This window comes from Bradyrhizobium sp. CSA207, from assembly GCF_029051685.1.
Classification (GTDB): Bacteria; Pseudomonadota; Alphaproteobacteria; order Rhizobiales; family Xanthobacteraceae; genus Bradyrhizobium.
The window spans coordinates 21,290-40,101 of the sequence record NZ_JAACFT010000021.1; the positions used below are offsets into that span (position 1 = coordinate 21,290).

Below are 18,812 nucleotides of genomic sequence, written 5' to 3' on the forward strand. Positions count from 1 at the left end.
TCGTATCTTTCGGCCAGGGAGGATCTGACGATGAAGCTTGGACTGTCAATCGGCTATTCGGGCCCGCAACTGGAGGTGCCGGTCGCCCTGGTGCAGCGGGCGGAAGAACTGGGTTACGACTCGGTCTGGTCGGCCGAAGCCTATGGCTCCGACGCGATCACGCCGCTTGCTTTCCTCGCCGCTAAAACCAACCGCATCAAACTCGGCACCGGCGTCATGCAGCTGGCTGCGCGAACGCCGGCCAACGCCGCCATGTCGGCCGCCAGCATTGACGCCATGTCCGGCGGTGGCCGCTTCATCGCGGGCCTCGGTGTTTCCGGACCGCAGATCGTCGAGGGCTGGTACGGCCAGCCGTGGGGCAAGCCCTATTATCGGGTCAAGGACTACGTCGCGATCATGCGCAAGATCTTCAAGCGCGAAGAACCCGTGACGCACGAAGGCCGCGAGATCAGCCTGCCCTACACGGGCGAAGGCTCCGCTGGTCTCGCGAAGCCGCTCAAATCGATCCTGCACATGAACCCTGATATTCCGATGTATCTTGCGACCGGCGGCGAGACCATGGTCAAGCTGACGGCTGAAATCGCCGACGGCTGGCTGCCAATGGGTTTCGTGCCGGGCGCCATGGAGGAATATGGCCCATGGCTGGAGGAAGGTTTTCGGCGCGCCGGCAACGGCAAGAGCATCAAGGATTTCACCATCCAGGCGTCCGTCCATGTCGAGGTCGACAACGATGTCAAAGGCGCGCTGGCGGGCCTCAAGCCGGAGGTGGCGCTCTATGTCGGCGGCATGGGTCACCGGACCAAGAATTTTCACAACGACATCATGGTCCGTCGCGGCTTCGGCGACGCCGCCAAACGCATCCAGGAGCTCTACCTCGCGGGCCACAAGGACGAGGCCATCGCCAGCGTGCCTGACGAATGGGTCGATCTGAAATCGCTGGTCGGCCCGCCGGCGCGCATCCGTGAACGCTACCGTGCCTGGGAGGACAGCGGCGCGGATTCGCTCAGCGTGCAATCACGCCAGCCCGAGGCGATCGAAGTGATGGCCCAGGCCGCGCGGCTGAACTGAGGTCCCCACCAGCGGAGAGCAAAGTTATGCGTCCACCCCTTCCAGGCGGTCATGCTCGACGGGCTCGGATTGGATCTCGTCTGGTTCACCGAACATCACTTCCCTCGATGACGGCTACCTGCCCTCGTGGGTGCCGATGGCGGGCGCGATCGCCGCTCGCACTAAACATGTATGGCCGGATCGAGGTCGGCCTCGACGTGGGCTATGCGCCGCACGAATTTCGCGGCTTCGGCCTGCCCGTCGCAAGCCGCGTCGCTGACGGACGAAGGCAGCGAGGTGCTGCGCCACTGCCTCACCGGTGAAAAATTCAATTTTCATGGCAAGCGCTACGATTTCGACGAGAGATCACACCTAGCGCATGATCTGGAAAAGTGTTCAGCGATTTTCCGAAAAGATCATGCGCAAGCAAAAATAGAGGAAAGACGCGCATGAGTGTCGGGATCGGATTGGGCTGTGCGGAGTTTCCGTTTTCCGGCGCAGCGGCATACTGGCGCTGGGTCGACATGTGCGAGGCCGGCGGCGTGGATTCGATCTGGCAGACCGACCGGATCGTCGGCCGCCAGCCGTTCCTTGAATCGATGACCACGATGGCTGCTTTGGCCGGGCGCACGCGGCGGATGCGGTTCGGCATGAATGTCGTGTCGCTGACGTTCCGCGATCCCGTGCTGCTGGCCAAGCAATGCGCCACCATCGACATGCTGTCCGAAGGCCGCCTGGTGCCCGCTTTCGGCATCGGCAGCCCGCTGGCGCCGGAATGGGAGGCGCTCGGCATAGACGCGAAGACGCGCGGCCGCAAGACAGACGAGTGCCTCGATATCATCCGACGTCTCTGGCGGGAGGAATCGGTCGACTTCAGCGGCGACTTCTACCAGTTGAAAGGCGTCACCATCGCGCCGAAGCCGGTACAGCCAGATCTGCCGATGTGGATCGGCGGCTCGACGGATGCCGCAATCCGGCGCACGGCGCGGATCGGTACCGGCTGGCAGGCCAGCGACGACCCGCCGGCAGAGACCGGTCGCGTCGTCGCCGCGATCAAGGCCGCTGCCAAGGAAGCCGGCCGATCCATCGACGAAGATCACTATGGCGCCGGCTTCGCATTCCATTTCGGTAGCCGGGACGGGCTCGGTATCGGCAGAGCGATGGATGGCTACGCCAAACGCACCGGACGTGACGCCACGCACGCGTTCGCGATCGGCGACGCCGACGCGATCCTCGCGCGCATCGCCGAATATGTCGACGTCGGTGTGTCGAAATTCATTCTGCGACCACTCGGCGGCGATGACGACACACTTCTGGCTCAGACCCATCAGCTGATCGAACAATTGCTGCCGCGTGCGGGAGCGCGCTGGCCAAAACGTCCAAAGACAGGCGATAAATAACGCAACAACAAAAAGGGAGAGAACGATGCGCATCGGCGGGGCCAGTTTTTCACGGACCATTCGATGTCGCCGACCGACCTGACGCAGGCACTGGAGGAGCGCGGCTTCGATTCGCTCTGGGTACCCGAACACTCCCACATTCCGCTGTCGCGCAAGTCGCCCTTCCCCAGCGGCGGCGACGTGCCGAAGAAATATTACGACGTGATGGACCCGTTCGTGATGCTGGGTGCGGCCGCGGCAGTCACCAGAACGCTGCTGCTCGGCACGGGCATTTGCTTGATCGCCCAGCGCGATCCGATCCAGACCGCCAGGCAGGTCGCTTCGATCGACTAGATCCCGGGCGGCCGTTTCCTGTTCGGCATCGGCAGTGGCTGGAACGAGGACGAGATGGCTAACCACGGCATCGTTTTCGAAAGCCGCCACAACCTGGCGCGCGAGCGTGTCGAGGGAATGAAGGAAATCTGGACCAAGTCAAAGGCCGAGTATCATGGCGAGTTCGTCAATTTCAACCCGATGATAACCTGGCCGAAGCCGGTGCAGAAATCGCATCCGCCGATCATCGTGTCGGCGGCGCCTTCCCGTTCGGCGCCCGGCGCACCCTGCGCTACGGCGACGGCTGGATCCCGCACCGCACACGCAGCTCGTACGCGGACGCACAGGCGCTTCCGCGAGATGGCAAACGAAGCAGGCCGCGATCCCGCGTCGTTGCCGATCACGATCTGGGGCGCCAAGGAGAATCTCGACTTGCTCAAGCGCGACCGCGACGACGGCGTCTCGCGTCTCATCGTCAGCCTTCGATTCCGCCAAAGCCGATACTGCCGGAACTCGACCCCTGGGCGAATTTGATCCGCCAGCTCGGCAGCAAAGGCTTAGACGAGCGGCAAGACCTCAGCCCGGAATTCTGCATGCCGGGGAGCACTTCTTCGGCTGTCGAGCCGCCGAGGCCGAAATCGACGCTGCCGACACCCCATGTCGCGCATCGCCCGGGCGTTTCCAACACCCAGAACTTTGAGAAGTTCTACAAGGCCGCGGGTGGCACGATCGTGACTGCCGAAGCGCGCCTCCTTCGACCTAAAGTGATTCGTGAAGGAGCCCTGTGGCGCAGCGGCTTCTGCCGCGATGTCGCGGACACCGGCGCCGGCATATCCCTTGGAGCGCGCATGACCTCGAGTCCCGCCTCGATGATCCGACCGCGTAACGAACGCCGATCATGCAGTGCGTCTACGAAGCCCTGCAATTGCCGATGGATGCGGCGCTGCGCGTGAAGTCGAGCTACTTCTCCAAGATCCCGCGCTCCACGGAAGCGGCGACGATGATCCGCTCGCTGTTCGTGTCGAGATAGGAGTTGTACGAGTGACGGATCCAGCAATCCGAATCCCTTCTTGTGAGAGTGCTCACGCCCTTCTCATTAAGCCATCGAGGCATCGCACCGTTTCCTTCACGCACCGGATCGCTCTTTCGATATCGAGGTCCTCCATTGCGACCACCCCGATCGAGAACTCTGGTGAGCCTGCTCGATTGTCTGTGCGGCCTAGGGCCACGGCAACGCCAACGGCGCCGCGTTGCAGTTGGCCCTGGGTGAGGCTGTAACCGTCTGCCCGCGCTTGGCGGACCGACTCTGGATCATCGCGCTGAGGGGGGCGGGCCGCAAGGATGGCAAGACCGGCGGCACCCTGCGAAAGCGCATGACGGCTTCCGACTCGATAGCCGACCCGGATCAAGTGCCCGGGAGGCTCTTCGACCTGCATCGCCACGCAATCGTCACCTTCAGCGACGGCAATAAAGGCCGTCGCTGCGGCGTCCGACGCTAGTTTCCGCAGCGGCGCCTCCGCCAAGACTCTAAATTGCGGCATGAACTGGCCTGCAATCGCGGGAATACCAATACCCAGTAGCACGCGCCCGTCGGGTGAGCGGGTCACCATCGCATGTGTTTCCAAAGTCGACACGATTCGATAGGCGATCGCCCGATGAACCCCTAGAGCCTTAGCGATCGCCGCCACGGTTAGTCCCTCCGACGACTGAGCCACCAGTTCAATTGTCGACAGGCCGCGATCCAGGGTCTGCAGCGTCCCCGATTCTTTTTCCTTCATCTGCCCCTCTCGTTCGCCCATGCCTACCCAAATCCCTCCGATTGACCAAGGGACCTCTACTTCATATAATCTATTATAGAACATTATGTGCGATAATAGAGACAGAGGAGACGACCATATCATGAGCATCGCGACCCGCCGGGGACCCGAAACACAAGCCGCCTGCCCATTCACCGGCGTGACGGCTCCGCGAGCGCCCACCGGCTGCCCCTTATCGGAGCGCGTTGCGAGTTTCGACCCTTTCGAGGAAGGCTATCAGCTGGACCCGGCGGAGTACCTTCGCTGGGCGCGTGAATCAGAACCAGTGTTCTACAGTCCAAAGCTCGGTTACTACGTCGTGACGCGTTACGACGACGTGAAGAGCATTTTCCGCGATAACCTCACGTACTCTCCGAGCGTCGCATTGGAGAAGATCACGCCATTCTCCGAAGAAGCTCAGCAGGTTCTCAAGTCGTTTGACTATGGCATGAATCGGACGTTGGTGAACGAGGACGAGCCAATTCATATGGAGCGTCGCCGCGCGCTGATGCACTCCTTCAATCCAGATCAACTCGCTGCGCATGAGCCCATGGTCCGGCGTTTGGCGCGCGAATACGTGGACCGTTTCGTCGATAATGGCGAAGCCGATCTTGTCGATGAAATGCTGTGGGAAGTGCCGCTCAGTGTCGCGCTGCATTTCCTGGGCGTGCCCGAAGAAGACATGGATAAGCTACGCGAGTACTCGATCGCCCATACAGTCAATACCTGGGGAAGACCGACGCCGGATCAACAAGTCGAGATCGCCCGGAAGGTCGGCAATTTCTGGCAACTGGCCGGCCGCGTGCTCGAAAAGATGCGTGCTACGCCTGACGAGCACGGCTGGATGCGCTACGCGATCCGGCGGCAGAAGGAGTTGCCTGAGGTTGTTACAGATTCCTATCTTCATTCCATGATGATGGCGATCATCGTGGCCGCGCACGAGACCACGTCCCACGCCACGGCGAATGCCATCCTCGCCCTGCTCCGCGACCGGCCCCTATGGGACCAATTGTGCGAGAACCCGGACCTCATCCCCAACGCAGTCGAGGAATGTCTCCGTTTTTCCGGGTCGGTAGCGGCTTGGCGGCGGATAACAACCCGCGATACCACGATCGGAAACGTGCAAATCCCGGCTGGCTCGCGGCTGTTGATCGTCAGCGCATCCGCCAACCACGATCCGAGTCATTTCGAGAACCCCGACGCTATTGATCTGTATCGCGCCAATACCACGGATCACCTCACATTCGGCTACGGCAGTCATCAGTGCATGGGCAAAAATATCGCTCGGATGGAGATGCGGATCTTCCTCGAAGAATTGACCCGCCGCCTGCCGCACATGGAGCTGGTCCCTGACCAGCGCGTTACCTATGTCGCCAACACGTCGTTCCGGGGGCCGGAGCATCTGCGCGTGCGCTGGGACCCGTCGCGCAATCCGGAAAAGCTCGCGGGAGGGGTATCGTCGCCAAAGCGAAATTTCCCGATCGGTGCGCCGTCGATCCGCAACGTCGCGCGCTCTCTGACCATTGCCGCGGTAGAGCCCGAGGCGGAACGAGTCGTGCGACTGACGCTGGTACCGAGCGGCACCGATGAACTTCCCGGCTGGACGCCCGGCTCGCACATCGACGTGGTCCTCGGCGATCTCGTTCGCCGGTATTCGCTTTGCGGAGAACCGGGCGTCCCGACTTGGGAAATTGCCGTGCTGCGCGAAGCTCAAAGTCGCGGCGGATCGGCTTTCATCCACGACCAGCTTCGGCCTGGAATGAAGCTCATGGTCCGCGGACCCAAGAACCATTTTCAGCTCGACGACCGTCATTCAGGACCGTACATACTAGTAGCGGGCGGTATCGGCATCACCCCGATCATTGCGATGGCCGACCGCCTCATGCACCTCGGCCGGAACTACGAATTGCACTATTGCGGTCGAGCACGCCGCACGATGGCTCTGCTGGACCGGGTGGTTAGAGCCCACGGCGATCGGCTGCATCTCCACGTCTCAGAGGAGGCAACGAGGCTGGATACCGCGCGGCTCGCGGATCAAACGGCGAGCGGCGCTCGGATCTACGCGTGCGGTCCGGATCGCCTGCTCGACGCGCTCGCCAGCGAACCTGGATTGCGGCCCGGACAGCTCCACGTCGAGCATTTCACAGCGACTGAGGCCCGGCTGGATCCCAACGTCGAAAACGCGTTCGACGCCGTGCTTAAGGATTCCGGCCTTACCGTCCGTGTCGCACCCGATCAGACCTTGCTGGAGGCGGTTCGGGCTGCTGGTCTCGATGTGCAAAGCGATTGCGAGGAGGGACTTTGCGGCACCTGTCAGGTCGAGGTGGTCGAGGGGGACGTTGACCATCGCGACCGCGTCCTCAGCAAAGAAGAACAGCGCGCTGGCGATCGGATGATGGCTTGTTGCTCGCGTGGCCGCGGAAAGATCGTGCTCAACCTGTAAAACTGGTCGAGCCGGGTGGAGGCGGATCGCCTTCGCCCGGCGCGACGCCACCTTGTAAAGAGTGGCCGCTCGGCGTTCGTTTTTCGGGTACCCGGACTCGTAAGCGGAACAGGTTCCCCGCTAGGATAACCACCTACAGATATTCCCAGATATCCTTGTCTCTGATCGAGGACGGATCGCCGTCGTAGCGGGTGGTCCGTCCATCCTTGACGATGCAGATAGTGTCGACGACGCTGAGCAGGGATAGGACGTTCTGTTCGACGACGACCGTGGCGACACCTTCTTCGGCGCTGAAGCTACGGATAGCGTCCATCAATTGATGCACGACTACAGGAGCCAACCCAGTGGTCGGCTCGTCGAGCAACAGCACGCGCGGCTTCCCGATCATTCCCAGCGAGATCGCCACCATCCTCTGTTCGCCGCCACTCATCAGTCCCACCGCCTGGCGTTGACGCTCCCTCAGTCGCGGAAACAAGTCGTAAACTATCTCCTTGCGTTGCCGGCGCTGACCATCGGTCCATCCCCTTGTTAGGACGCTGACCGCCAAATCAATGTTATCGCCTACGCTCAGCCCCGGAAACACGTTGCGCTCCTGCGCGACGTAGCTGATCCCAGCCGCCAGCCGCTCGCGAACCGATAGCCGCGAGATATCGCGATCCTCGTAGCGAACTGCGCCCGAACTTACCGGCAAGATCCCGTAGAGGGTGCGCAGCAACGTAGTCTTTCCCGCGCCGTTCGGCCCGATGATGCCGCACAGCTCCTTCGGCCCGATGGTGAAGTCGACCGATCTGAGGACTTCTTGGCTGCCGTACCCGGCACACACGCGATCTGCTTGCAGAATTACGCTGTCCATTTCATTTGCCCAGATACAGCTGCACGACGTCCGGATCTCGCAGCACGTGGTCGGTGCTCCCCTCGCGAAACACCTTGCCCATGTGCAGGAATACAACCCGGTCGGCCAATTGACGGACAAGCCTGAGATTGTGCTCGATGAACAGAATTGTCTGGCCCTCGTCCGCGAGCTCGCGGAACTGGTGCGCGATATGGTCCACGACCCCCTCTTCGAGGCCTGCGCACAATTCGTCGAAGCACATCAACTTGCCGTCCGCCGCGAGCGTCTGCGCGAGCATCAACAGCTTCTGCTCTCCGTAACTGAGCTCTGACGCCCTAATCTCGGCCCGCCCTTCCAACCTGCAGAGAGCTAGAACCCGGCGCGCAATCCCCTCCGCCGCGTCTGAGTCGCGAGATTTGAATGTCCGCAGGAGATTTCCCACCAGGGTTTCCTCCTCCGGCAAGCGCGCCGCGAGCATCACCGATTCCACGACGGTCAGTGATCGAAAGGATCGCGGATGCTGGAACGTCCGCAGCAGGCCCGCGCGCGCCCGCTGATGCGCGCTGGTTGCGGTGATGTCGACCCCATGCAGGAAGATTGTCCCGGCATTCGGGCGGATCAGCCCGGAAACAATGTTGAGGAGCGTCGATTTTCCGGCACCGTTCGATCCGATCAGCGCGGTCACCTGGCCGCGTGGAATACTGGTCGTGACGCCCTTGAGGATTTCGATTCCGCTGAAATGCTTGCAGAGACCGTTTAGTTCGAGAGCCACACTCATGCGCTGGTACCCGCATCTGCCGTCCGGCGATGTCCGAGCAATCCCTCGGGCCGCACGAACACGACAAGAACCAGGATCAAACCGTATGCCAGTTGGCGCAACGCGGCGCCGACCCCCAGCGGCAACGGTACGAATTTCAGCAATTCCGGCAACGCCAACAGCAACGCAGCACCCAACACCGGTCCCCGAAGCGTGCCAGCCCCTCCCAGCATCACCATCAGCAAAATCAAGATCGATATGCTGATGTCGAAACTGCGCGGGTCGACGTAAGTCACGTAGTGCGCATATAGACTGCCGGCGAACGCAGCAATCGCTCCGGAAACCGCGAAGGCGGAGATCTTCATCGCAGCAACGTTCTTTCCGAGCGCGACACAGCCGATCTCATCGTCGCGCATCGCCTGCAGCAACTTGCCATAAGGCGAACGCAACAGCCGCCACATTACAAAATACACGAAAACGCTGCAAACCGTCGCAAACGAGAGGAACGAAACGCCCGACAGCGGCATTCCGAAGATCGACAGCCGCGGGATACCGGGCACACCCGCGCTTCCACCCGTGACGTCAGCCCAATTGACCAAAAGCAGCGTCGTAACGATCTGAACCGCGATAGTGATGATTAGCAGATGGATTCCGCGAACTCTCAGCGCGGGGAGCGCAATAGCGCCACTCAACGCGGCAGCGCAAAACATTCCCGCAGCAATCGCGACGAAAGGCGGTACCCCGTTGATCGTCATCAGCGCGCTCGTATATGCGCCCACACCGAAGAACGCCGCCTGCGCCAGCGAAATCAGACCCGCGAAACCGACCAGCAGGTCGAGAGAGATCGCCAGAATTACGTAGATGTTGAGTGTGATCAGAAGATGAATAACGTACTGCATGAGTTTCAGACCCTGCCGAACAAACCGTGGGGCCGATAGAGAAGCACCGCGTAGAGGATCAGGAAGGTGATCAGCAGGCGCCAGCCCGCAGCGAGGTACCAGACAGTCGCACTTTCAGCGACCCCGACCACGATTCCCGCCACCAACGCCCCGATGATGCTGCCCCGACCACCGATAATCGCCACGATTGCTGCGACCAGAACAATGTGGAGCGCTTCGATCGGTCGAACTCCAGTGTTGTAGAGCATGAAAGACGCGGCTGGAACGACAAGGAACGCGGCGATCAGGGTGGTTTGCCGCGCGACCCCGACAATGTCGATTCCTAGCACGCCAGCTAGGTCCGGGTTCTGAGCAACCGCCTGGATGCGCTTGCCATAGACGGTGAAGTGCATGAAGCCCGTCAGAGCAGCGAATACCAAGCCAGTGGAAACGACCACCGCTATCGCAAACGGATCGAGAACCAGAACGACGCTTGGCGCCAGCGGCGTCCGCATCGCGCCAGCGTCGAGCGTTGCTCCATCCAGACCGAAGGCGATGACGAGGGAATATTCTATAATGATAAGTGCGCCGAGCGACGCCGTGAGCATGCCCATCTCGTCGGTACGACGCTCCTTCAGCGGCTGATAGATCAATCGATCAGTCCCGAAGCCGAGCACTCCCGCAGCAATGAGAGCGGCGGCTATCCCGATCGGAAGCGGAACGCCGAAAATGCCGACGAATAGATAGAGCACCAGACCCGCGGCGACCAGCACCCCGCCATGGGCGAGGTGCACCACATTTGATACCCACCAAGTCAGGGAAAAACCGATCGCGAGCATAGCGTAGATGCAGCCCGACACGAACCCATCGACGATGAGGTTGGCGAGGAGGCCGTAGGACGTCATGACTGCACCGACTTAAACACGCGTTGAGAGACCTACCCTGCGATCAGGTAAGATCAGCGACCTTGACGAACCTGCCATTGGCAACTGTCTTTACGAACTCGGAACGGCGCACACTGCCGTCGTTGAAATTGAATGCGTAGTTGCCGCCGACGCCTTCGTACGTCGGGAACTTTGCCTTGAAGGCGGCGCGGAAGTTGTCGGCCGAGATCTTATCGCCGCCCTTCGCGATCGCGCGCGCAATCTCGGCGTACAGCCTGATCAGATCGTAGTGGTTGGCCTGGTGTACGTTCGGCGGTGCACCGTTCTTGGCCTTGAACGATTCAACGAATGCCCTTGCGTTGACGTCCGACGTGGCCGCGTCGAAAGCGGGCGTCGAGAAAAAGCACTTCGTCGCCTTTTCGCCAATTGACAGGACTTCCGGATCCTCGAACGCTCCGAAAGAGATGAAATAGCCCTGATAGCCAAGCTCGCGGGCCTGCCGAACGATCTGCGCCGCCTGTTTGCCCGTCGATGTCGTGATGTAGATCGCCTCCGGGCCTGCGGCGATCATCTTCAGCATTACAGCACGGAAGTTGGTCTCGTCGATCTGGTGCGTCTCTTCGACAATTACCTTTCCGCCCGCCTCGGTCCAATCCTTGTGGACGGCTTTGCTGATCCCGGTCCCCAGGTCGCTGACGATAGTGAGGATGCCCAGCTTGGAAGCCTTGAGCACGTTTCGCGCATAAGGCAGGATTTGCTTCGCCGAGTCGTCCGCGTACATCCAGGTCGATTGGAAATTCGGGGAGATGCCGCGCACTGCCGGCGAGGCCGTGCTCGCCGACAGGAGATAGACGCCGTCACGTTCCGCCAACGGCGCAACACCGACAACCACCGCGGTCCAACCGGTTACAAGAACTCGGGCACCGTCAACGTCGACGAGCTTGCGGTACCCATCAATTCCATTTCGCGCCAGACCCTGGCTGTCCTCTGGCAACAACCGAAGCTGGCGCCCTTCTACGCCGCCGGCAGAATTGATCTCGTCGATGGCAAGCGAAGCACCCGCCATCATCATGTTGCCGAGCTTTCCAGAGCCGCCCGTTAGCGGCATGAGAAACCCAATGTCGATTGGACCGGCCGCGAAAGCCGCCTTTGACAGCATCGAGGCAGTCGTCAGACCAGCCACACCGCTCACAAAATGACGCCGCGTCAAATCAATCGCCATATCGAACCTCCCTTTGCGCGTATTAGCTTGAGCTGTGCCGCGATGGCTGCGCACCACTTGATTGTGGCCGCAGCTTGGTTATTACATCTAAACATATATGTAAAGTATTATAGGTCGCGCCGCTTGATTTATTCAGGCTGCGTGGTCAGAAAGACCTCCAACCCACAGAGTGCTTCGAATGAGCCACTTGTTCTCGGACAAGGTGTCCCTCACCTTTCAACTTTCTCAGTTGCTGCGTAACAGAATCAAGCAAGGCGTCTATCCGCCCGGGGCGCGCCTTCCGCCCGAGGTAAGGCTCGCGGGCGACCTGGGAGTGAGCGTCATTACGGTGCAGCGAGCGCTCAAAGATCTCGAGGGTGACGGACTGATAACTAGGACTCGGGGACGCGGCACATTTGTCTCCGAGCAATCCGCCGCTTCCGCAGCGCACGTGGACCGCGACGTTTTGGCGTTCATGTTTCGGGATGAGTTTGATCCGGGAACGGAAATTCAAACTTGGGCACTCGTGGACCGTCCTGCAGGACTACCGGGATTTGACAGCTCGATCAAAACGTTAAAACTTCTCCGGCGCCGCGTTTACTACGGGGGCAAACCATGGTCTTTCGGATCGATTTACATCCTTCCTGACGTGGCCAAGGCTATGAAGAAGTCGGACATCAAGCGATTCCCGATGTTCCGTCTGATGCGCGAGCAACTCGGCTTGGAGCTGAAAGACGTCGATCTTTCGTTCTTCGCCGAAGTTCCATCTCCTGAGGTGAGCCACGCACTTGATATTGATCCGGTGGCGCCAGTCATGGCCTTTCGAGGCGTTTTGCGCGACGTCGAGGATCGCGTACTGACGGTCCTAGAGATTTATTATCGCGCCGAACTTTTCGCGGTGAAAATCAATTTGGATCTCAGGAACCCAACTGTCGCTGTGTAGCAATTTGCGGAGCGCGCGGAACTGCGGTGGCGGCGGAGCCGACAACACGCTTCGCGAAGGCGGAAAACTCGGCGAGCGCCTGCTGTGCGCTTTCCAGGAACGGATACAAGCTGAAGATGTGGAGCCGCTCTGCGTAAAGATGCAATGTGACGTCGACACCGGCCCCTCGCGCGCGATCGGACAGCCGCCGCGCGTCGTCGACCAGCACCTCCGTCTCGCCGGCCTGGATGAGCATGGGAGGCAATCCGTGTAGATCACCAAAGATCGGAGAGACCAAAGGGTCAGTGGCCGGCGCCGACTGGAAGTATCCCGTGGCCATGTAGGTCAGGATATCGCGATCAATGATCGGATCCTGACCTTCGCGCTGGTCGATGCTTTCGCTTGACAAGCTGTTGTCTGCGAGAGGGGAGAGCGCGAGGAGCCCACCGGGGAGGGGCAGACCAGCATCGCGAATGCGCATTGCTGCTGCAACCGCCAAGCCGCCACCCGCAGATTCGCCGCTGATGATGATGCTGGACGACTCGAAGCCTTGCCCGAGCAACCATTTATACGCTTCGACCGTGTCGTCGAGGGCAGCCGGAAACGGATGCTCCGGCGCCAAGCGATAGTTTAGGGCAAAGCAATGACCATCGACGGCCTCCGCAAGGCGCTCGCCGTATTCGGTCGAGCATTCAGCCGATCCGAATGCGAAGCCGCCTCCGTGCAGGTGAAGTACGACATTCTGGCGAGCGGTGTTCTGAGGATCAATCCACAATCCGTCCGCAGCACCGACTATCACCGTCTGCATTGTCGTCGAGGCTTTCGGTCGAAACTGACTGAAAAATCTGTCGTAACCTTTCCGGAGGCCGCGGACACCGCTCGCCTCCTCTTCGACAGTGAATAGATCATGCCACATCTCCCAAGCTCTTGCTTGAGCTGGCGTGTCGGTATCGTAAACAGAGCGGAGGCCGCGCTTATCCGGGGCAATGCGCTCCTCGCTTGAGGCCTTCACCACATCGTACGAGTACAGCCAACGCCAGATCGTTGTGGCCAAGGGATCGATCTGCGCCAGCCCCTTCATTCGCCCGTCGCGCGCGCGAGACTGGATACCATCCTTCTCGGTCCAAAAAATATGAGACGATCGCGCGGTGGTCTGCACTTTGGTCGCACGCGGCCGACGCCGCGCTTCGTAGTCGACCATCGCATCGGCGATACGCTTGGTGCCGTGTTTTGCGAGCGTGGCCGCCAGCATGCTGCTGTCTTCGAGAGCTTGGCATGCACCCTGCGCAAGGTACGGCAACATGGCGTGCGCCGAGTCGCCGAGCAACGTCGCCCGGCCGACTGTCCAGCGCCGCAGCGGATCGCGGTCATAAAGGCCCGTCACGAAGGCTTCGTCGATTGCATCCACGAGTCCGGCGAGACGTTCATTCGCGCCGCGCATCGACGCGCGCAGATTGTTCAGGTCTGCGGACGCGTCCCACGACTCGCGATGAAATTCGGTCGCCGGCACCACACCGCCGAAATTGAGCAATTTTCCGGGGCGCACCCAGTACGCCCAAACCATACGGTCGGCACCGGCCCACCCGTAAAACCGCTCCTTGAAGGCGAGTTTCTGCACGCGCTCTGCCCGAATCAATGCGCGCCAGACCAACTTACCTGAAAAGACCGTGGGCCCGTCGCCCACCAACTTCTTTCGGATTACCGAGTGAAGGCCATCCGCACCTATAAGCACGTCCCCATGAATTTGCTCGCCATCGGCCAGCGTGACGCGAACGCCATGGGCATCTTGTTCGAAATCGTCGACCCTGGCATTGAGCCGCAATACGCCGGGGGGCAGCGCGGTCAAGAGAACCTCGAGCAGATCCGCACGATGAAATTGATAAAACGGTTCTCCGTAGCGTTCGGCAGCTGCGGGTCCGAGCGGCATATCCGAAATGACGCTGTCACTGTCAAATGAGAGCACGCGAAAGGAAATCGGCCTCACCCCGACAGCGTGAGCTTGCGGCAGAATCCCGAGCTGCCTCAAAACCGCTGTGCCGTTGCTGGAAATCTGAACACCTGCACCGATCTCGCGCAGCGCCGGTGCTTGCTCAAGCAATGTAACCCGCATTCCCAATCGCAAACACTGAAGAGCAGTACTCAACCCGCCAATCCCCGCCCCGACGATGACGACCTGCATTTGGAGACTCCCTGACTGTTCGGGCCGCAGGCGCGTTAAGAAGCGTAGCGGCTCGAACCCGGTATTACATATAAACGTATATGTAAAGCGTTATGGTGGTCGAACGCCGCCCGTACAATTTGCAAGTTCCCAGTGCCCCGGTTAAACCCGAAACGCGCGAAGATCGACCTGAAGAGCAGATGCAGATGCCAGGTTGTTGGGAACGAGTCGGCAGGCCGCAAGAACCTGCAATTCGGCCGGCCGCGGGTTGAATGTGACCGAAGCTGATGCCTCTACGTCAGACTGGATAGCACGCGAACTCATCGCGAAGCCGCAAACAGGCCGGACGCTCTGCCCCGCCGACGCAACGACGCAACGCACGAAGATTTTTATTCAGAAGTCGCTGTGCGGCTTCGGTGATTCCATCCAGCTCGCCCCGCAATCGATGATCGGAATTGTCGCCGAGGCCTCACATGCGATGCCATCCCGCATCGGCCATGGCGGTGCCAGGCCAAACGGATTGCCAAGGGCTTCACCAACATGAATTGGCTTGTGCATAGAATCTATTTTCGTCGGTGCTTAACAACCACCTTGGCTTCCATCAGGCGCTTGATCGCGTCCGCGCCGAAACCGTGATCAGAAAGGATCTCGCGGGCGTGTTGCGAGAACTTCGGCGGAAGCGACGTCAATCCTCCGGGGGTTCTTCCAAGTCGGATCGGCGTACCGATTCCCCGATACCAATCATCTTCATAAACGATGCCGCGGGCCCTCGTATGCTCGCTCTCTATCGCTTGGCGGGTATCAAGCACCGGCCCACAAACCAATCCTGCACGCAGGAGCTCTAGAGCGAAGGATTCACCGTCTACTTCGCTCAGCTGCGTAGTAATAATCTCGTTTAACAGTTCGCGATTTTTCTGCCGGTCTCCATTCGTTGCAAACTGAGGATCACTTGCCAAATCTGGGCGACCGATCGCTTCCGCCAGCTTGCGGAACGCGTCGTCGTTACCCACACCCAACATGACAGGAACAGTTCGGGTTGGAAACATCCCATACGGCACGAGACTGGCGTGCTGGTTTCCTGTGCGCTTGGGACTCTCTCCGGACATGAAGAAGTTGGTAAAGTGTGGATGCATCAGCGACATTGCCGCATCGTACAGCGTCACCTCGAGAAACTGTCCCAGGCCGGAAGTCACTCGCTCCACCACCGCCAGCAGGATTCCGTTCACGCAATAGAGGCCTGTCGAGATATCGACCACCGGCAGTCCCAAGCGCATCGGTCCGGATTCCGCAGAACCGGTTACACTGCAGTGCCCCACCATGGCTCCCACGACTCCGTCATATCCTGGGAAGCCGCCGAGAGGTCCATCGGCACCGAAGCCTGAAATCTTGCAATAAATCAGCTTCGGAAACTGCTTGCTCAGTTCGTTATAGCCAATTCCCCAAGCCTCCATTGATCCGGGCTTGAAGTTCTCGATCAGAATGTCGGCGTCCTGCAGTAGGGCCAAAAGGACCTGCCGTCCTTCCTCGCGAGTTAAGTCAAGTCCAATCGATCGTTTGTTACGATTGATTCCGTGGAAGTAAGCGGCGTCCCCATCGTGAAACGGAGGACCCCAATCTCGAACCTCGTCGCCTTGAGGTGGCTCTATCTTGATTACGTTCGCTCCATGATCGGCCAGAAGTTGCGTGGCAAATGGCCCACCTAGTACCCTGGTTAGATCGACGACCTTGAGACCGTCCAGAGCTCGTCCCGGCAGTGTCATTCCTGCTCTCTATCACTTAGATGTCAACTGGATCTCGCGCAGCGCCAATTGCCTGAAATCGAAGCTCACCAGGCAGGTAAACTGCGCCACTCGTCGTCCGCACCAAGAACAGCTTTCTCCGCGTCGTAGCTGTAGAGCCAATGCTGCTCTGGCGTGATTCGATCGCCGAATTCTACGTTTTTCTTGCGAAACCGGGCGTTTCGCCTTGCGACCTTCTCAGCATCGGCGAGATGATACCAACCCTCCGCTTCCCGCGAGTGTCGCACCATACGGTTTGCCCGATCGATTCGGAGATCTTCGTAGCGTTTTAACGCAGCTTTCGGATCCGATGCACCAATTTGGAGACAGCGCGCCAGCACCCACGCATCTTCAATCCCTTGGCCGGCACCAGACGCATGATAGGGGAGCATGGCGTGAGCCGCATCGCCCATCAGAGTGATCCCTCCCTGAACCCAGCTTTCAAGCGGGTTGCGGTCGCACATGCCCGTCACGAAGATTTCCTTCGTCTTTTCTATGACCCGCGCTGGCCTGTCGTACCAGCCCTTGAAAGCCCCAAGAATCTCTTCTCTTGAAGCGGTCTGCGACCAGGATTCCAATTTCTTGCCGTCTGTCGGCCCGGTGGCAAGCCAATTGAACTTGCGACCCGCGGAAATGTAGTAGTAGACGAAGGAAAGATTTGGCCCCATGTCGATATAGGCGGAAATGGGGATATCGAGATCGGCGATGTCCTCCGCATCAACCACGCCGCGCCACGAAACATAGCCTGAAGCACGCGGAGGCTCGGGCTGGAAGATCTGCTCACGAACCACCGAGTGGATGCCGTCGGCACCGATCAGGACGTCCGCTTCGTATTTGTCTCCGTTCTCGCAAATGACCCAAGCTCCACTTAGTCCCTGCCCAACAGCTTTCACTTTTTGCTTCATCTTAACCCGCTTTCGGTCCAGACGTCGGGTAATCGCATCGATCAGATCGGGTCTGTACGCGTGATAATAAGGGTGACCGTAAATTTCTTGAACCTGCGGCTTCAGCGCGACACGCAGAACAGTTTCTCCGGTATCCCACACCGAATACTTGTGAAAATCTGGCTCGGCGCAAACGCGTTGCAGATCTTCGCCAAGCCCAAGCCAACTCAGAATGCGCACAGCGTTAGGACTAAGCTGAATTCCAGCGCCCACCTCGCCGAAAGCTGGTGCTTGTTCTAGCAGCAAGTAATCAAGACCAGCCTTGTCCATACCAAGTGCCAGCGTCGAGCCTGCGATACCGGCGCCGACGATGATCGATTTCATCGACCTCTCCTGTTGTATGTTCAACCACCTGCAAAACGGGCCGCTGCATTAGTGGTCACTGCATTTTGATCTCTGCGTCTCTCACCACAGCGCCCCACTTCTCGAACTCAGTCCGAAAAAAAGCGCTGAACTGCTCTGGAGCGCCTCCCGCGACCTCTGCACCCTGAAGGGTCAAAACCGCGCGAAATTCCGATTTTGCTAGGCTCTTGTCCAAGGCGGAAGACAGCCGCTCGATAACGCCCGGCGGGGTCCCAGCACGAGCAAGCAAGCCAAACCACGTACTCGCCTCGACATTCGATACGCCCGCTTCCTTGAGCGTCGGAATGTCCGGTGACAAGGTTGAACGCTTTTCCGACGTGATGGCCAGCGCGCGCAAATTGCCCGATTGTACTTGTGGAAGTGCGGTGATCAAGACGTCGAACATCATGTCACTTCGCCACCGAGCAGCGCGGTGAGCGCGGGGGCACTGCCCTTGAAGGGAACGTGCAAGATGTCAAGCTGCTGCCTCAGTTTGAACATCTCTCCAGCGAGGTGGGAGGCGCTTCCAAATCCGAAAGAGCCGTAGCTCATTTTGCCCGGCTGCCGCCTTGCAAGATCAATAAGTTCTCGCAAGCTGTTCGCAGGAACTTTCGGATTGACGATGAGAAGAAGCGGCGAAGTCGCAATGAGCTTGACCGGGACAAAGTCATCTACCGGATTGTATGGCAGTTTCGGATACGTATGAGGCGTGACAGTCAGCGGACCCGCCGCACTAAACAATAAAGTCGACCCGTCAATTGGTGCTTTGCTGACGAAGTCATGAGCGAGGACGCCGCCTGCTCCAGGCTTGTTTTCTATGTAAAAGGTCTGCCCAAGTTCATCAGTCAGTTCCTTGGCTACCAAGCGGGCAATTGCATCAGTAGAACCACCTGCCGCATAAGGAACGATTATCCGAACAGGTTTGTGCGGGTAGCCTTGCTCGTTCGCGCTACAAGTGACTGATGTTGCTACAGCGAAACTTGCCGCTACGAGCACTTTCGCTATGCCTCGCGGGATTTTCGACATGGCGCTACCTTGCATTTGAACCGAGAACTGATCGCAGCGGTTCTATAGATTACTCTTGCAGGCTGGACCGGGAGTGGGGTGTATGGTCGGCG

At 59.6% G+C, this 18,812-nt stretch carries 18 protein-coding genes and 2 pseudogenes; 8 read left to right on the top strand and 12 right to left on the bottom strand.

The features are described 5' to 3' along the window. The first annotated feature begins 30 nt into the window (after window positions 1-30). The 4 genes and pseudogenes from GWG65_RS23425 (at window position 31) to GWG65_RS23440 (ending at window position 3,293) form a co-directional block, all read left to right on the top strand. The gene (locus tag GWG65_RS23425) at window positions 31-1,068 is read left to right on the top strand and encodes an LLM class F420-dependent oxidoreductase (protein WP_275197933.1); all 1,038 of its coding nucleotides are present in this window, start codon (window positions 31-33) and stop codon (window positions 1,066-1,068) included. Between the two features lie 204 nt (window positions 1,069-1,272). After that, window positions 1,273-1,500: a hypothetical protein gene (locus GWG65_RS23430; protein WP_275197934.1), complete on the top strand. Its 228-nt coding sequence runs from the start codon at window positions 1,273-1,275 to the stop codon at window positions 1,498-1,500. Continuing rightward, window positions 1,497-2,447, top strand: coding sequence for an LLM class flavin-dependent oxidoreductase (locus tag GWG65_RS23435; RefSeq protein WP_275197935.1), 951 nt, complete (start codon window positions 1,497-1,499; stop codon window positions 2,445-2,447). Before GWG65_RS23430 ends, GWG65_RS23435 begins: the two co-directional genes overlap by 4 nt. Window positions 2,448-2,510: 63 nt before the next feature. Next, a pseudogene (locus tag GWG65_RS23440) lies at window positions 2,511-3,293 on the top strand (TIGR03619 family F420-dependent LLM class oxidoreductase). Window positions 3,294-3,505: 212 nt separating this feature from the next. Here the strand turns inward: GWG65_RS23440 and GWG65_RS23445 are convergent. Further along, window positions 3,506-3,609: pseudogene (locus GWG65_RS23445) on the bottom strand (TetR family transcriptional regulator); the annotation flags it as partial. 48 nt (window positions 3,610-3,657) lie between these two features. Between GWG65_RS23445 and GWG65_RS23450 the strand changes: the two are divergent. Beyond that, complete coding sequence (locus GWG65_RS23450; RefSeq protein WP_275197936.1) at window positions 3,658-3,789, top strand: hypothetical protein; 132 nt, start codon at window positions 3,658-3,660, stop codon at window positions 3,787-3,789. A gap of 52 nt (window positions 3,790-3,841) precedes the next feature. On the opposite strand, the gene GWG65_RS23455 is transcribed toward GWG65_RS23450, so the two are convergent. Next, window positions 3,842-4,537, bottom strand: a complete 696-nt coding sequence (locus GWG65_RS23455; RefSeq protein WP_275197937.1) for a helix-turn-helix domain-containing protein — start codon at window positions 4,535-4,537, stop codon at window positions 3,842-3,844. A gap of 121 nt (window positions 4,538-4,658) precedes the next feature. Between GWG65_RS23455 and GWG65_RS23460 the strand changes: the two genes are divergently transcribed. Continuing rightward, window positions 4,659-6,998, top strand: coding sequence for a cytochrome P450/oxidoreductase (locus GWG65_RS23460; protein WP_275197938.1), 2,340 nt, complete (start codon window positions 4,659-4,661; stop codon window positions 6,996-6,998). Window positions 6,999-7,131: 133 nt separating this feature from the next. Here GWG65_RS23460 and GWG65_RS23465 read toward each other — a convergent pair whose 3' ends face one another. The 5 genes from GWG65_RS23465 to GWG65_RS23485 are packed head-to-tail and all read right to left on the bottom strand — an operon-like array spanning window position 7,132 to window position 11,571. After that, window positions 7,132-7,851 carry an ABC transporter ATP-binding protein gene (locus GWG65_RS23465; RefSeq protein WP_275197939.1) on the bottom strand — a complete coding sequence of 240 codons (720 nt, stop codon included), beginning with the start codon at window positions 7,849-7,851 and terminating at the stop codon, window positions 7,132-7,134. Window position 7,852: 1 nt separating this feature from the next. Further along, the gene (locus tag GWG65_RS23470) at window positions 7,853-8,608 is read right to left on the bottom strand and encodes an ATP-binding cassette domain-containing protein (RefSeq protein ID WP_275197940.1); all 756 of its coding nucleotides are present in this window, start codon (window positions 8,606-8,608) and stop codon (window positions 7,853-7,855) included. Continuing rightward, window positions 8,605-9,486: a branched-chain amino acid ABC transporter permease gene (locus GWG65_RS23475; RefSeq protein ID WP_275197941.1), complete on the bottom strand. Its 882-nt coding sequence runs from the start codon at window positions 9,484-9,486 to the stop codon at window positions 8,605-8,607. The genes GWG65_RS23470 and GWG65_RS23475 overlap by 4 nt, the downstream gene beginning before the upstream one ends. 5 nt (window positions 9,487-9,491) lie before the next feature. Next, window positions 9,492-10,370, bottom strand: coding sequence for a branched-chain amino acid ABC transporter permease (locus GWG65_RS23480; RefSeq protein WP_275197942.1), 879 nt, complete (start codon window positions 10,368-10,370; stop codon window positions 9,492-9,494). Window positions 10,371-10,413: 43 nt separating this feature from the next. Continuing rightward, a complete protein-coding gene (locus tag GWG65_RS23485) occupies window positions 10,414-11,571 on the bottom strand; it encodes an ABC transporter substrate-binding protein (protein WP_275197943.1) in 1,158 nt (385 codons plus the stop codon). A gap of 178 nt (window positions 11,572-11,749) precedes the next feature. Here GWG65_RS23485 and GWG65_RS23490 point away from each other — a divergent pair, with 178 nt between their 5' ends. Then, entirely contained in the window at window positions 11,750-12,493 is a 744-nt protein-coding gene (locus GWG65_RS23490) for a GntR family transcriptional regulator (RefSeq protein ID WP_275197944.1), read from the top strand. Here the strand turns inward: GWG65_RS23490 and GWG65_RS23495 are convergent. Continuing rightward, complete coding sequence (locus GWG65_RS23495) at window positions 12,468-14,651, bottom strand: alpha/beta hydrolase fold domain-containing protein (RefSeq protein WP_275197945.1); 2,184 nt, start codon at window positions 14,649-14,651, stop codon at window positions 12,468-12,470. The genes GWG65_RS23490 and GWG65_RS23495 overlap by 26 nt on opposite strands. A gap of 253 nt (window positions 14,652-14,904) precedes the next feature. Between GWG65_RS23495 and GWG65_RS23500 the strand changes: the two genes are divergently transcribed. Continuing rightward, complete coding sequence (locus GWG65_RS23500) at window positions 14,905-15,174, top strand: hypothetical protein (protein WP_275197946.1); 270 nt, start codon at window positions 14,905-14,907, stop codon at window positions 15,172-15,174. Between the two features lie 19 nt (window positions 15,175-15,193). Here the strand turns inward: GWG65_RS23500 and GWG65_RS23505 are convergent, their stop codons facing one another. From GWG65_RS23505 to GWG65_RS23520, 4 genes are all read right to left on the bottom strand, one after another. Beyond that, window positions 15,194-16,390 (bottom strand): CoA transferase, encoded by a 1,197-nt coding sequence (locus tag GWG65_RS23505; protein ID WP_275197947.1) that lies wholly within the window; start codon window positions 16,388-16,390, stop codon window positions 15,194-15,196. 65 nt (window positions 16,391-16,455) lie between these two features. Further along, on the bottom strand, window positions 16,456-17,676 hold the full coding sequence (locus GWG65_RS23510) for an FAD-dependent monooxygenase (protein WP_275197948.1): 1,221 nt from the start codon (window positions 17,674-17,676) through the stop codon (window positions 16,456-16,458). Window positions 17,677-17,731: 55 nt separating this feature from the next. Then, on the bottom strand, window positions 17,732-18,103 hold the full coding sequence (locus GWG65_RS23515) for a tripartite tricarboxylate transporter substrate-binding protein (RefSeq protein WP_275197949.1): 372 nt from the start codon (window positions 18,101-18,103) through the stop codon (window positions 17,732-17,734). Further along, entirely contained in the window at window positions 18,100-18,720 is a 621-nt protein-coding gene (locus GWG65_RS23520; protein ID WP_275197950.1) for a tripartite tricarboxylate transporter substrate-binding protein, read from the bottom strand. The genes GWG65_RS23515 and GWG65_RS23520 overlap by 4 nt, the downstream gene beginning before the upstream one ends. Window positions 18,721-18,812: the final 92 nt, after the last annotated feature.